This is a genomic window from Pseudomonas sp. Pseu.R1, assembly GCF_045764065.1.
Lineage (GTDB): Bacteria > Pseudomonadota > Gammaproteobacteria > Pseudomonadales > Pseudomonadaceae > Aquipseudomonas.
The window spans coordinates 3,026,941-3,041,246 of sequence record NZ_JBJGEE020000001.1 but is presented as its reverse complement, the minus strand read 5'-3'; the positions used below and the strand labels follow the sequence as shown (position 1 = coordinate 3,041,246).

General features: G+C 58.7%; 13 protein-coding genes. 2 read left to right on the top strand and 11 right to left on the bottom strand.

Annotation, left to right across the window (positions count from 1 at the left end; genetic code table 11):
* The first annotated feature begins 79 nt into the window (after positions 1-79).
* Positions 80-241: a YqaE/Pmp3 family membrane protein gene (locus ACI5GA_RS14125; RefSeq protein ID WP_404636591.1), complete on the top strand. Its 162-nt coding sequence runs from the start codon at positions 80-82 to the stop codon at positions 239-241.
* A gap of 177 nt (positions 242-418) precedes the next feature.
* On the opposite strand, the gene ACI5GA_RS14120 is transcribed toward ACI5GA_RS14125, so the two are convergent.
* The 10 genes from ACI5GA_RS14120 to ACI5GA_RS14075 form a co-directional block, all read right to left on the bottom strand.
* The gene (locus ACI5GA_RS14120) at positions 419-2,239 is read right to left on the bottom strand and encodes a S9 family peptidase (RefSeq protein ID WP_421423040.1); all 1,821 of its coding nucleotides are present in this window, start codon (positions 2,237-2,239) and stop codon (positions 419-421) included.
* Positions 2,205-3,392: a pyrroloquinoline quinone biosynthesis protein PqqE gene (gene pqqE / locus ACI5GA_RS14115; protein ID WP_421423039.1), complete on the bottom strand. Its 1,188-nt coding sequence runs from the start codon at positions 3,390-3,392 to the stop codon at positions 2,205-2,207. The genes ACI5GA_RS14120 and pqqE overlap by 35 nt, the downstream gene beginning before the upstream one ends.
* The gene (gene pqqD, locus ACI5GA_RS14110) at positions 3,364-3,639 is read right to left on the bottom strand and encodes a pyrroloquinoline quinone biosynthesis peptide chaperone PqqD (protein ID WP_421423038.1); all 276 of its coding nucleotides are present in this window, start codon (positions 3,637-3,639) and stop codon (positions 3,364-3,366) included. The genes pqqE and pqqD overlap by 29 nt, the downstream gene beginning before the upstream one ends.
* On the bottom strand, positions 3,636-4,391 hold the full coding sequence (gene pqqC / locus ACI5GA_RS14105; RefSeq protein ID WP_421423037.1) for a pyrroloquinoline-quinone synthase PqqC: 756 nt from the start codon (positions 4,389-4,391) through the stop codon (positions 3,636-3,638). The genes pqqD and pqqC overlap by 4 nt, the downstream gene beginning before the upstream one ends.
* A gap of 170 nt (positions 4,392-4,561) precedes the next feature.
* The gene (gene pqqB / locus ACI5GA_RS14100; RefSeq protein ID WP_421423036.1) at positions 4,562-5,473 is read right to left on the bottom strand and encodes a pyrroloquinoline quinone biosynthesis protein PqqB; all 912 of its coding nucleotides are present in this window, start codon (positions 5,471-5,473) and stop codon (positions 4,562-4,564) included.
* Positions 5,474-5,581: 108 nt separating this feature from the next.
* Positions 5,582-5,656 (bottom strand): pyrroloquinoline quinone precursor peptide PqqA, encoded by a 75-nt coding sequence (gene pqqA / locus ACI5GA_RS14095; RefSeq protein WP_003444522.1) that lies wholly within the window; start codon positions 5,654-5,656, stop codon positions 5,582-5,584.
* Between the two features lie 156 nt (positions 5,657-5,812).
* Positions 5,813-8,275 carry a pyrroloquinoline quinone biosynthesis protein PqqF gene (gene pqqF / locus ACI5GA_RS14090; RefSeq protein ID WP_421423035.1) on the bottom strand — a complete coding sequence of 821 codons (2,463 nt, stop codon included), beginning with the start codon at positions 8,273-8,275 and terminating at the stop codon, positions 5,813-5,815.
* A 115-nt stretch (positions 8,276-8,390) separates the two neighbouring features.
* Positions 8,391-9,191 (bottom strand): carbon-nitrogen hydrolase family protein, encoded by an 801-nt coding sequence (locus ACI5GA_RS14085; RefSeq protein ID WP_421423034.1) that lies wholly within the window; start codon positions 9,189-9,191, stop codon positions 8,391-8,393.
* 10 nt (positions 9,192-9,201) lie between these two features.
* Complete coding sequence (locus ACI5GA_RS14080) at positions 9,202-10,896, bottom strand: flavin monoamine oxidase family protein (protein WP_421423033.1); 1,695 nt, start codon at positions 10,894-10,896, stop codon at positions 9,202-9,204.
* A gap of 185 nt (positions 10,897-11,081) precedes the next feature.
* Positions 11,082-11,543: an Lrp/AsnC family transcriptional regulator gene (locus tag ACI5GA_RS14075; RefSeq protein WP_404636582.1), complete on the bottom strand. Its 462-nt coding sequence runs from the start codon at positions 11,541-11,543 to the stop codon at positions 11,082-11,084.
* A gap of 213 nt (positions 11,544-11,756) precedes the next feature.
* Here ACI5GA_RS14075 and ppk2 point away from each other — a divergent pair, with 213 nt between their 5' ends.
* Positions 11,757-12,668, top strand: coding sequence for a polyphosphate kinase 2 (gene ppk2 / locus ACI5GA_RS14070; protein ID WP_421423032.1), 912 nt, complete (start codon positions 11,757-11,759; stop codon positions 12,666-12,668).
* A gap of 251 nt (positions 12,669-12,919) precedes the next feature.
* Here ppk2 and ACI5GA_RS14065 read toward each other — a convergent pair whose 3' ends face one another.
* Entirely contained in the window at positions 12,920-13,960 is a 1,041-nt protein-coding gene (locus ACI5GA_RS14065) for an FUSC family protein (protein WP_421423031.1), read from the bottom strand.
* Positions 13,961-14,306: the final 346 nt, after the last annotated feature.

The following is a 14,306-nucleotide window of genomic DNA, read 5'->3' as shown; positions in this document are numbered from 1 at the left end:
GTGGAACCCCTGCCATCGCGCAGGGTCGATTAGCTGTGTGGCCTTCTCGGGGCCATCTTCTCAATCAGGAGCTTCACCCATGGATTTCATTCGCATTCTTATCGCCATCCTGCTGCCACCCTTGGGTGTTTTCCTGCAAGTCGGTTTCGGCGGGGCGTTCTGGCTCAACATTTTGCTGACGATTCTGGGTTATTTCCCCGGCATCATTCATGCGGTTTACATCATTGCTAGCCGGAAATAAGCGCGGCCAGCCCTGAACCGAAATCACCCTGTGGGAGCGAATTCATTCGCGATGCGGTGGTGCATCCGACAAAGATGCGTCGGATATACCGGCCAATCGCGAATGAATTCGCTCCCACAGGTTCAGTGTTTGCTGCGCGACAGCGCGGCGCCGGAACGAAGGGCGATGTCTCTGACGTTACCCCTCAATCACCTTGCGATAAAACGCCCATTCGGTCTCCAGCGCATGCGCCAGGTTGGCCGCCTTGCGGAAGCCATGGCGTTCATCGGGGTAGAAATGCCCCTCGGCCGCAATGCCTTTTTCCAGCAGCGCATGGAGCATGTCGCGGGTCTGGGCCGGGACGACCACTGCATCCAGTTCGCCTTGAAAGAAGATCACCGGAGCCTTGATCTGATCAGCATGTAACAGCGGCGTACGTTCTTTGTAACGTGCCATGTCGATGTCCGGATCGCCAATCAGCCAGTCCAGATAATCCGCTTCGAACTTGTGCGTCGCCTCGGCCAGTGCCAGAGGATCGCTGACGCCATACAGGCTGGCGCCCCCACGGAACACGTCCCTGAACGCCAACGCACACAGCGTCGTGTAGCCACCCGCGCTGCCACCACGAATGAATGCTTTGGCCGGATCGATCAGACCCTGATTGCCCAGATACTCAACCACCGCACAGGCGTCTTCGACATCGACCACGCCCCACTCCAGAAATAGCGCCTGGCGGTACGCGCGGCCATAGCCGGTGCTGCCCCGGTAGTTGAGGTCGGCGACCGCAAAGCCCCGTTGGGTCCAGTATTGAATGCGAGGGTCGAGCACCGGATAGCAGGCTGACGTCGGCCCGCCGTGGATGAACACCACCAGTGGTGGCTTCGCATCACCGTTCATCGCTGGGTAGAAATAGCCGTGCGCCTCTTCGCCACCACTGGGGTAGCGCAGCGTTTGTGGCTGGCTGATGCGTTCGGCGGGCAGGGGCGAAACACCTCCGGCGAGCACGTGAACCCGCTTGTCGGCGCGATTGATTGCCAACACGGCCGAAGGGCTGATCGCCGAAGCCGCGATGCAGTAGATGTACTGATCGTCCATCGCGAGGCTGCGGAAACGACTGTAATCACCGCTGAAGTCGTCTACGTTTTCCTTCAGACGAATACCCAAAACGCCCATACCGCTTTCCGACCACGTCGCCAGATAGGCGTTGTCATCGAGCGGTAGCCAGCTTGACCCTCCCAGTTGCCAAGGCGCGGGGGCGTGATCGGCTTTGGCGGCAGGCAGCGGTTTGAATCCATCCAGCGTCTCGACCCACGGCTGCCAGAACCCGGCGCGGTCGGTCAGGCAATACAAACGGCCTTGGGCGTCGAAGCGTGGTTGTTGCAACGATTCCAGCCCCAAGCCGCCCGCCAGGCAATGCGCGCGACTCCAGTTGCCGTCGCCTTGGCGTTCAACGCTTTGTAGGCGCGTCGAGGTCCACGGCTGATGCGGGCGCCACCACTCGATCCAGACCAGGCGATTACCATCCGGGCTCATCACCGGGGAGGCATAAAAGTCAGCGCCTTCGGCCAGTACGTGACGTTGGCCGTCCAGGTCGATTGCGACCAAGCGATGTACGTCATGATCCTCTTCAACGGCCAGAATTTGCCCGCGAGCGAATCGGACATCGCCGTAGCGCTTGTCGCCTTCGGTCAATGCCTGAGGGGCTTCAGAATCGAAAGGCTGAACGTAAATCTGCTGATCGGCCTCGTTGACGAACGCGATGGCGTCATCGGTCAGGCAGAACGAGCCGCCGCCGTATTCGTAGACCCGGCTGCGAACACTGAAACCGTCCGGGGTCAGGCAAGTCGTGGCGCCGTCGCTCCAGCGCCAGATGCGCGAAGCCGCGTCCTGCGGGCGGAATTCATTCCAGAACAGGCCTGCGGGACTGACGCTCAGTTCAGCGAAATCGACGCCTGCCGCCACGGCCTGGGCGGCAGAGAACAGATCAGGATTTTGCGATGAGGCGTGAGTTTCGTTCATTGCGGAAAGCCAGTTGCTCGATGGTCTGGCTAGCATACTCGGCTTCGTCGCGCGCTTGGGTGATCAGGCCGTGTTGCGGCGATTTACTGCACACCGGGTCCGCGTTGCTGGCATCGCCCGTGAGCATGAACGCCTGACAGCGGCAGCCGCCAAAGTCCTTCTCTTTCTCGTCACAGGACCTACACGGCTCGGGCATCCATTCGTACCCACGAAAGCGGTTGAAGCCGAACGAGTCGTACCAGATGTGCTGCATGCTGTGATCGCGCACATTGGGGAACTGGATCGGCATCTGCCGAGCACCATGGCAGGGCAGTGCGGTGCCGTCGGGGGTGACGGTCAGGAACAGGTTGCCCCAGCCGTTCATGCAGGCTTTGGGACGTTCTTCGTAATAATCAGGGGTGACGAAGATCAGTTTGACGGGGTGTTTTTCTGCCGCGAGCTTCTCGCGATATTCGTTGGTGATGCGTTCGGCGCGCACCAGTTGATCCTTGGTCGGCAGTAGACCCACGCGATTCAAGTGCGCCCAGCCGTAGAACTGGCAAGTGGCCAATTCGACGAAGTCCGCTTCCAGCGCGACACACAGCTCGATGATCTTGTCGATGCGGTCGATGTTGTGCCGATGGGTGACGAAGTTCAGCACCATCGGATAGCCGTGTTTCTTCACGGCGCGGGCCATTTCCAGCTTTTGCGCGAACGCTTTTTTCGAGCCTGCGAGCATGTTGTTCACTTGCTCGTCGCTGGCCTGAAAGCTGATTTGAATGTGGTCCAGACCGGCTTCCTTGAAATCGATGATTTTCTGCTCGGTCAGACCGATGCCCGAGGTGATCAGGTTGGTGTAGAAACCCAGTCGACGGGCCTCGGCGATCAACTCGGCGAGGTCCTGACGCACCAGCGGCTCGCCACCGGAAAAGCCGATTTGCGCTGCACCCATCTGCCGGGCTTCGGCCATCACCTTGAACCACTGCTCAGTCGTCAGCTCCTGGCCCTGTTTGGCGAAGTCCAGCGGGTTGGAGCAATACGGACATTGCAGCGGGCAGCGGTAGGTCAGTTCGGCGAGCAGCCACAACGGCAGCCCGACCGGGGGCGTGGGCGGAATGTGCACGGTGGTTTTTTCAAGCACTGAGTCAGGCAAGTTCGATCCAGTGTTCGGCACGGGCGACCTCCATGAATTGCTCGACATCGGTGCCCAGCTCCGGAACGCCGGGGAATTTCTCGTCGAGAATCGCGATGATCGCGCCCACGTCACGCTGGCCGTCGATCAGGCCACCAATGGCGCTGGCGCTTTCATTGAGTTTGATCATGCCCTCCGGGTAGAGCAGCACGTGGCCATTCTGCGCGGGTTCGAACTGGAAGCGATAGCCCCGGCGCCAGCTCGGCACTTGTTGACGGTTGAAACTCATAAGGCGATTCCTTTATGCCAGACGCGTTGATCAGTGACGCTGTGGTATGGCGCGCGGTTCAGCTCGTAGGCCATGGTCATGGCGTCCAGCATGCTCCACAAAATGTCGAGTTTGAACTGTAGGATTTCCAGCATGCGCTGCTGGCTTTCCCACGTCGTGTAGTGTTGCAGGGTAATCGTCAAACCGTGCTCGACGTCCCGACGGGCCTGCCCCAGACGCGTGCGGAAATACTCATAGCCTGTCGGGTCGATCCACGGGTAATGCTGTGGCCAGCTGTCCAGACGGGATTGGTGGATTTGCGGCGCGAACAGTTCGGTGAGCGAGCTGCTGGCCGCCTCCTGCCAACTGGCACGGCGTGCGAAATTCACATACGCGTCGACGGCAAATCGTACCCCCGGTAACACCAATTCCTGCGAACGCAGTTGATCAGGGTCCAGACCGACGGCCTGCCCAAGACGCAACCACGCTTCGATGCCGCCATCTTCGCCGGGTGCGCCGTCATGATCGAGCAGGCGCTGAATCCACTCGCGACGAATCTCGCGGTCCGGGCAGTTGGCCAGAATCGCAGCGTCTTTCAGCGGAATGTTCACCTGATAGTAGAAGCGGTTGGCGACCCAACCCTGAATCTGCTCGCGGGTCGCACGGCCTTCGTACATTGCCACGTGATAAGGGTGATAGATGTGGTAATACGCCCCCTTGGCACGCAGGGCCTGTTCGAATTCGGCGGGGGACAGTGGCTGTTGCTCGCTCATGTCGGCAGTCATCCTCAAGAGTTTCTGTGGAACCTGTGGGAGTGAGCTTGCTCGGGGCCGCCATCGGACGAATGCGGTAGATCCGCGCCTCATGAACTGACTGACCTGACGCTATCGTCCGATGGCGGCCCCGAGCAAGCTCACTCCCACAGTTGATCCATCACCCGTAGTTAGAGATCAATACTCATCCCATCGAACGCCACTTCAACCTCGCGACGGGCCAGCTCGGCGCGCTCAGGCGAGTCCTCGTCGAGAATCGGGTTGGTGTTGTTGATGTGAATAAGCACTTTGCGCTGTTTCGGCAGTTTTTCCAGCACTTCCAGCATGCCACCGGGGCCGTTCTGCGCCAGATGGCCCATTTCCGTGCCTGTGCGAGTGCCGACGCCACGGCGTTTCATTTCGTCGTCATCCCACAGCGTGCCGTCGACCAGCAGGCAATCGGCACTGCTCATTTTTTCCATGAGCGCGTCATCGACCTTGCCCAGGCCCGGTGCGTAAAACAGTTTGCCGCCAGTACGCAGGTCCTCGACCATCAAACCGATGTTGTCGCCCGGATGTGGGTCGAAACGGTGAGGCGAGTAAGGCGGTGCCGCGCTGCGCAGTGGGAACGGTGTAAAGCGCAGGTTCGGACAGGCCGGAATCACGAAACTGCCTTCCAGCTCGATGCGGTTCCAGACCAGCCCGCCGTTCCAGTGCTTGAGCATGTTGAACAGCGGAAAGCCGGTGCTCAGGTCTTCGTGGACCATGTCCGTGCACCACACTTGATGCGGACAGCCTTCGCGCAGACTCAGCAGACCGGTGGTGTGGTCGATCTGGCTGTCCATCAGAATGATTGCGCTGATGCCGGTGTCGCGCAGGCCACGATTGGGCTGCATGGGCGCGAAACCTTGCAGTTGCGCGCGAATGTCGGGGGAGGCATTGCACAAGACCCAGTTCACGCCGTCATCTGACAAAGCGATAGACGACTGAGTGCGAGCGTGCGCCCGCAGGCTGCCGTCGCGAAAGCCTGCGCAGTTGGCGCAGTTGCAGTTCCACTGAGGAAAACCGCCGCCCGCTGCCGAGCCGAGAATCTGGATGTGCATGTGTGCTCCGTACCGAAGGGGCTGTCAGACGTTTTGCGTCGGGCCCGAAAATCTCAAATCCTGTAACAAAAAAGCCCCGGCGAACCGAGGCTTTTCAGCGCGTAGCCATCAACGGCTGGCGAAGTACATGGTGACTTCAAAGCCGATACGCAGGTCGGTGTAAGCAGGTTTGGTCCACGCCATGGGAGACTCCTTCCAAGTAGGTGTTACGGTGGGTTGGTACATCTTTAGTGCCCTCGCGAGAGGAGACGTTCAAATGCTTAGGCAGCTATGTTACTAAAAATATCGGCTCGCCAATGATGAAATATCAGATAAAGCTTTTTGCATCTTGAGCAATGATCACGGGCGTACAAGCCGCAACCCGTCTGGCACGGCGCGATTTGCCAGGTAAAGAACCGGCGTTTGGGGTAGCGCTACCCGACTGGCGGCCTCTCTCATGGTGTCGAGCGACAGATTTGCAAGCGAATGTTGCAGGCGCTGAGGGTAATCGGCTGCGTGACCTGCGAGATGTGCCTGCCACAGTGTTTCAGCGGCGACCTGGAATTCCTGGGTGGTCAGTGCGAGTTGATTTCCAAGCGCCTGACGCGTGGTTTGCAGGTCGGCGCGCTCGATCAATGCAGGCAGCGTTTTGAGAACCTCACCCATGTGCTCGACCAGTTGCATAGCGTTGGCGCTGGGCGATTGGACACCGAATAACAACCCGCTTTGCCCGGCGATCTGTCGGAAACCGCTGAAAACTGCGTAGCCCAATTGCAGCTCGACACGCAGACGTTGGTAGAACGGCCCTTGAATGATGTGTGCGAACAATCGCCACAGCACCTCATCTTCGATACTTGCCGTGGGTGTGGGATAGAACATCAGCACAGCATCTTCAGACGATTCCGACGGCTCGACGGCCCAACGTGAGTCGGTCATCTGGGCGGAGACGTTCAGTGTGTGTGTGTCAGGCGTACCGGGTGCATGCCGTATGGCGTGGGTAAGCACCGATCGCTGAGTCGCCTGCAGCCCCGCTGCAAATCCAGTCCAGCGCGCGTACCGCCAGATAGCCTGCGCATCGCGGGTTTCGTTGCTGATCGAGTTGTTCAAATAATGATCAGGCAGCGTCTTGAGCAACTGGCGAATCGGGATAAGCGCGGGTTCGCTTTCCGGTTGGCCATAGCGAGCCTGCGTTTGCGTTGTGGGGGCTGCGAGCACGTGCAGCGTCTGTGCGAGCACGGCAGGAATTGGCTCGGCCATACCGCCCAGCTTCAATTGCCAATGATTGCCATAGGACGAGAAGCCCAGTGTGACGCCCGCTTGCCCGGCGTCGGCGATCAGCGTTTTCAAGCTTTCGTTGAGCATCCGAAACAGCGTTGGCTGGGGGGAGGACAGCGTCCAGCGCAGATAAACGCTGGCCTCTCCTGTCGCAGCCAAATGATCGCTGAAGACCCATGCTGGCGATGGTGGGGTGGGGGATGCAGGAACTGACGAGGTGTGCAGAAATGGGTTGGGTTTTGGAAGACGCCAGTGGACGGTGGGGCGTGACCCAATGGAGAGCGGCTCAATCAGCCTATCCGGCGTGAGCTGGTTCAACAGGGCCTCTAGCGCCAAAATGTCTTCGTCATGCATCCCCGTTGCCTTGTCGTCGGCACTGTAATGCCGGGCCAGAGACAGTGCACTGGCGACGTCGAGATGGCGGGTTTGCAGGCGGGCGTACTCTTCCAGTAGCGCTTGGTAATGAGTTTTGAAGAATGACAGCCAGTCGAAGATCAGGCTTGGGAGGTGTGTGGTTTGATCTGGCGTCATCGCGGGCAAGCTCACTCCTACAGGGGAACGCGTCTCTTCTGTAGGAGTGAGCTTGCTCGCGATATCGGTTGTGGGGGCAATCTCAATCTCAATGACTGTCTGCCCCGCGAACGCATACAACACCGTCGCTTTTAGCGACTCGATCAATCCCGCTTCACGTAAGCACGCCACCAGCCCGCCGGATTGTCCATTGTTCATCCAGGTACAAAGAAAATCCGCTGCCCGCTCATGGCCTTGCGGTAATCCTTCGCACGCAAACATCAGATGCGTCCGACGCTGATCAGCGCCTGGTAATGAGGTTGCGGCGCATTGACCCATCAGCGCAGGAGGGGATTGCTGCTCAACCCTGACGCCAGTGGGGAAACACCCTCCAAACCGGGTCGCCAACGCCTGCAACTCATCGAGCGTTTGCGGCCCGCTAAGGCTCAGGGTTATCTGACCCGCGTGATAGAACCTCCGGTAAAAATCTTGCAACGCCTGCTGAAAAGCCTGACGCGGAACGGGCAGGCTGAAGCGATTGCCTGCGTGAAACCAACGTAACGGATGTGAAGCGGACAGCGGCTGAAGGCGCTTCAGCAGGTTGCGTGATGCGTCGTCCCGAGACCAGGCGATAAATTCGGCATGCAACACTTCTCGTTCGCGCAACTGATCGTCCATCGACAGACGCGGGTGGGTGAGCATTTCGCACAAACGCTCCAGTCCGCCTGCAAATTCGGGAGGGGAAAGTTCGAAGAAAAAATCCGTAGTCCGCTCGCGAGTGCTGGCGTTGAGTTGTCCGCCATGACGCTGAACGTAGGACATCAGATGTTCGCCTGTCGGAAAGCGCTCTGTACCCAAGAAGAAAAGATGCTCAAGAAAGTGAGCAAGCCCTGGCCACTGCTCCGGTACGTCATGACTGCCTGCCGCCACGCGTATTGCCGCTGCACAACGCTTCAGACGCGGTGCCGAGCAGAGCACCACACGCAAGCCGTTGGGCAGTATCAGGGAGAGAAGACGGGATGAATCTGACGCAGACATGACAAATTTCCGCAAAGGCACAGGCAAGTGACTGCTCATGCTAGCGGATTACCCTGAAGGACACGTACTTCCCCGTAACAGTCTGGTCGGGCGGCCACAGGGGACAGTGATGTGCTCAAGCTTTGCTTAAATCCTTGTAAAACCCCGGCCTCCGATCCTTGAAGTAGGTATTGATCGCCTGAGACTCATTCATCAATGCCCGATCCAGATCGGCGATCACCAACGCGTCATCTCGCCCGGCCAAGCCAACCTGCTGCCCATCGGGCGCGCAAATGCTGCTCTGGCCGCAGTAATGAATGTCGCCTTCGTTGCCGCAGTAATTGGCATACACCAGATAGCACTGGTTTTCGAAGGCCCGCGCGCGGACAGTCACTTGCGCGACGAAGTCGTAAGGCGCCATGTTGGCGGTGGGCACAAGAATCAAATCAGCTCCCGCCAAGGCGAGACGTCGTGTGTTTTCAGGGAATTCCACGTCGTAGCAGATGAGAAAACCGAGCTTCCAGCCGTCGAATTCCACGACGGGAAAGTGCTCGTCTCCTGCGCTGAACATCGACTTGTCCAGCTCTCCGTACAGATGTGTCTTACGGTAATTGCAGCGTCGCGCGCCGTGCGCATCAATCAACTGCACCGCGTTGTAAACCTGGCCATTGGCGCTCAGCTCGGGATAGCCATACAAAATTGCGATGCCGTTCTCTTGGGCAATGTCTCCGATGGTGCGCGCGGCTGATCCATCGCTGGGTTGGGCCAGGTCCCGAGCGGCCTGCGCGCCGATGTTGTAACCGCTCAGGAACATTTCCGGGAAGACCAGCAGCGCAACGCCTTGTTTGGCTGCTTCTGTCGCTTGTGCGCGCAGACGAGCGAGATTGCCGCTGACATCCAACGGCAATGGCGAGCACTGATACAAGGCAATGCGCATGGCCATCTCCTTATTCGGGTAACACAATCGGGCCGATCTCGTGGAATACGTCACCTGGCCCCGGGTTCTCGGCGTGGGTCTGGCCGCCAAAGTGAGTCATGATGCCCCACACCGCGTTGAGTGACGTCTGCACGGCGCCTTCAACCCAGGCTGGAGTCCACGAAACGTCGTCACCCGCGATGAAAATGCCCCGCTGTTCGTCAGGCATGTCCTTTTGAACGAAGTGCGCGTACATCCGTTGGTTGTAGCGATAGTGGCCCGGAAGCGCACCTTTGAAGGCACCGAGGAAGTGCGGGTCAGCTTCCCACGACACGGTGATCGGATCTCCGATGATGCGCGCTGCGATATCCACCTTCGGGTAAATCTTTTTCAGCGCGCCGAGGGCCAGACTCACGCGCTTTTCCACCGGGTGCGGCAGCATTTTCAGCGCATCGCTCATCCACGAGTAAGACAGACAGATCACACCAGGCTTTTCCGTGCCGTCGGGATAGGTGCCGTTATCGAACAGGTAGGTGCCTCGGGTCAGACGGTCGGTCAGGGTCATGCTCATCAGATCGCGACCGGTTTCCGGGTCTTTGTCTTTCCAGAAAGGTCGGTCGACCATCACGAAGGTTTTCGATGACTGCATGTAACGGGTGCGGTCCAGCGCCATCCACATCTTCTGCGAGAACAATGATTCTTCGCACTCGATCTGCGTGGTCAGTAACCAACTTTGGCAGGTCGCCAGCACGGCGTCGTAATGGCGGGTATCACCCCAGTTGTCCGTAACGGCAAATTTGCCGTCAGCGGCACGCGCAATGCGTTTGACGCCCGTGCGCGGCGCGCCGTGATGCAACGTCGACAGGCTGGTGCCTTCAGGCCAGTGCGCGCAGCGTTCCGGAACGTGGCGCCAGATGCCCAGTGGCACTTGTTCCACGCCGCCGACGATCAGGTGCTGGTGATCGTCGCAATTGGTCATGACCACACGGAAGATTTCCAGCATCGAGTTGGGGAAGTCCGAGTCCCAGCCGCCGGTGCCAAAGCCGACTTGGCCAAACACTTCGCGGTGGTAGAACGACAGCTTGGCGAAGGCTTTGGAGGTGGCGACGAAGTCGTAGAAGGTGCGGTCGTCCCACAGTGGAACGAGAGTGTTCCACAGTGCTTTCAGGCGCGGTACGTCGCGATCACGGATCGCCTGCTGAATGTCGGCAAACTGTGCGCCGTCTTCCAGCGCATCCGCCCACGCGTCAGCCACTTCCTGAAACAGCGCAGGCAAATCCGACAATTTTTGTGCGTAGTGGGTGGTGCCTTCCAGATCAATGACCGTACTGCCGGATGCCGCAGTCAGCGGGTTGGGGAAAGGTTTGGATTCCAGGCCGAGCTTGTCGACGTAGTGATAGAACGCGGTGGACGACGCTGGAAAACGCATGCCCCCCAGTTCAGCGATGATGCCCTCTGCGCCTTCGAACTGCTGCGAGCGCAGACGGCCGCCCATTTTCGAGGCCTCATACACCACGGGTTTGAGGCCAAGCTTCATCAGTTCATATGCGGCCACCAGACCGGCAATGCCAGCGCCGACAATCGCCACTTCTTTGCCCAGATTGTCGCTCGGAATGCTGCCGAGCCCGGCGGGGTGCTCGATCCATTCATCAAAAGCGAACGGGAAGTCCGGGCCGAAAATCGTGATGGGCTTTTTGCCGTCGGCGGGGTGGCGATTGTTTTTCATGACTGACCTTGTTCGGCTGTGGCGCGGAAGAGGAAAGTCTAGATAACAGTTGAGACGTAAATAAGACGCAGAGTGTCGTCGTTATGCAGAGTTTTTTAGCAATATGACGAAGTGATCGTGCTTTTTGTAGTGATCTGCTGCCGTCATTCGCGATGACGCACGTCCACGTGGCCGTTGTCTCTAGATCAAACCGGCTGCCCGCGATCAATCTTGCTGCTGAGAATGATCGACGTCGTGGTTTTCTCGACCCCATCGACGCTGCCAATCAAATCCAGCAACTGATCCAGTTGCTCAGGCGAGTCGGTGCGCAGCCAGGCCACGTAATCGAACTCACCGCTCACGGCACACAACTGCTGAACCTGGGCCAGAGCGCTCAACCGGCGCAGCACTTCCTTGCCCGAACGCGGCTGCACCGTGATCCCGACGTAAGCCTGCAGACCGCCGTCCACCACCCGCTGACTCAGGCGCACACCATAGCCGGTGATGATCTTTGCCTTCTCCAGCCGCGCAAGACGTGAAGTCACTGTCGTACGCGCAATGCCCAACTGGCGAGCAAGATTGGCCACAGGTTCACGGGCGTTGATCTGCAAGGCGGCGATCAATTGACGATCAATCTCATCCAGGGCAAGGGGGCGTGTTTCAGACAAGGGCAGCTCTCCGTCGGGCAAGCGCAGATGGTAACCGTTGCGTGGAGGTTGGTCAGGATTCTTCAGTTACTCGTTCGAAATGACCATAGACGTAAGTGTCCAGACTCTATCTGTAGGACTTTTCCTTGGCATCACCGTTTTGTCATTCAGCTGTCACCCCCGGCGTGCCTAAATTTCGGCCTGACCCTCTAACTCCATGCCGGGAGCCCTGTCATGACGCTGGATCTTTCCGAAACCGCCCGCTACATCCAAGCCGACATTCTCGACAGCTTCGACGAAGAACTGGAGATGGAGTACGACGATGCTCGTCTCGATGGCTTGCTCTCCGATCTGGGCGAAGAAGTCCCCAAGGGTATCGATCGTCGCCTGTATTTCCGCGAGCTGCTGCGTCTGCAAGGCGAATTGGTCAAGTTGCAGGACTGGGTCGTCAGCCAGAAACTGAAAGTCGTGGTGCTGTTCGAAGGCCGCGACGCAGCCGGTAAGGGCGGCGCCATCAAACGCATCACTCAGCGCCTCAATCCGCGTGTCTGCCGAGTCGCTGCGCTGACCGCGCCCAGCGAGCGCGAGCGGACGCAATGGTACTTCCAGCGCTACGTCGCACACCTGCCTGCGGCGGGCGAGATGGTGCTGTTCGACCGCAGTTGGTACAACCGCGCGGGCGTTGAGCGTGTGATGGGCTTCTGTGATCAGGACGAGTACGAAGAGTTTTTCCGCACCGTTCCCGAGTTCGAAAAGATGCTGGTTCGCTCCGGCATCATCCTCATCAAATACTGGTTCTCGATCACCGACGACGAGCAGTATCGCCGCTTCCTGATGCGTATCCACGACCCACTGAAACAGTGGAAACTCTCGCCGATGGATCTGGAGTCCCGCCGTCGTTGGGAAGACTACACCCGCGCCAAGGAAGAAATGCTTACCCGCTCCCACACCGATGTGGCGCCATGGTGGATCGTCGAAGCCGATGACAAGAAACGTGCGCGCCTGAATTGCATTCACCACCTGCTGCAACAGATACCACGAGGCGAAGTGGAAGCGCCGCAAGTGGTGCTGCCAGAACGTGAATACAACGCCAACTACCTGCGCGCGCCCGTGCCACGAGACATGGTGGTGCCGTCGGTTTATTGAGAAAACGCAGATAACGGCAGATGCTCAACCTGTGGGAGATTCTATGTTGGCTGGCCAGCCTAATTCGCCACCAAGGCGGCTCCCACAGAGTCGGCGCCGATCATGATTACAGGGCTCGGCGAGCATCACTGCGGGAGCCGCCTTGGTGGCGAAATCGGTGGTTCAGCGACATTGATTGAACTGATCCAATGCACTCGACAGCAAACCAACCCTCACTCAGGCTGCATCAAATCTCAGGTATTCGTTGCCGTTCAGATCTTCCACTTCTTTGCAGTCTTCGCCAGGCGCTGCTGCAACCCTTCCAGGTTCAACGCGAGCTGGCGATTCATCAATTGATAACCCAGCACTTCCGCCGAAACAGCGGGCGTTTCGGGGCCGACCGCCAGGGACTCGGTCGGACGCGCCAGCCGCTCTGTTGCGCCGTTCTGCAGCGCCCGCGCCATGCCGATGAACAGGCGTCGGATCCGCCGTTGTTCAGCGTTCATCCCTGCACTGCCCAAATCCGCCGGACGCAGATTGGAAAGTATCTCCAGCGTGCTCAGGCACATCCGAAAATGCCCCTGAATCGCATCCAGCTCCACCAATGAAATCTTTACTTCCTTTGACACCGAAGGCATCAGCGAACGCAGTTGCAGCATCGTCGCGTTCAACTTGGCCGTCAGCTTCAGGTGTTCATCGGCGGCGATCGACTGTCCACTGCTGATGCGCTCGTACACCTTCGCGCAGATGCGCAAACCACTGGCCAGGTTGTAACGCCACGAATACACCGCGTACAGCGGCAACGCGAAGGAAAACGCCAGCGCCAAGGCAATCCCGATCAGAATATCCACGGTGCGCCACAGCCCGTCAGTAATCGGGTTATCGCCATGCCCCGCCACGATGAACAGCGTGATTGCCGATAACAGCGCCGTGTAACCGCCTTTGCCGATCGCGTGATAGGCGAAGAAACCGCAGATCAGCGACATGATCACGTACGTCAAAAGCGGCATGCCCAGATAGCTCTGCTGCGCCACGACTGCCAGCCCCAACGCCGCCCCGATCAACGTCCCATAGGCCCGCTCCACCGATTTCTTGCCGATATTGCCGTGATGCTGAAGACCTCCAATCACGATCAACATCGTCACCGACGCCCACTCACCGTGGGGCAGGTGAATGCCGGTGGTCAGCAGGATCGAGACCAATAAACCAACGACGATACGACCCGCGTGGATGTAGCGGGCGTGGCGATAGCGGCGGTAGGGGTCGAGGAGGGGGCGTAGTAAGCGGCGCAGGAGCATGGAAGGTGTATTCATGAGGAGACTGACCGTCGAGAACGTGAATATATCCTGCGGCTCGTCAAATTGATGCGGGTTTTGTGGGGCAGTCCAGACGAAAAAGCCGCGCAATGCGCGGCTTTGAAGGTGGTGGGCCCACACGGACTCGAACCGTGGACCAAAGGATTATGAGTTAGCTCGACACCAAGTAAGCCTAGTAAACGCTGGTGAAAGCTACCGTAGGTATCACTAGGGGATAAGAGCTTATTTTGCTGGCAGAATGCTATTTTAGCGTAAGTTACGAAAACCTAGCTCTGTACCGGTACTGTACCCCACGAGCGACCCAAAAGGTGCCAGAAAAATCACCTGTGGTTGGCGCACCATA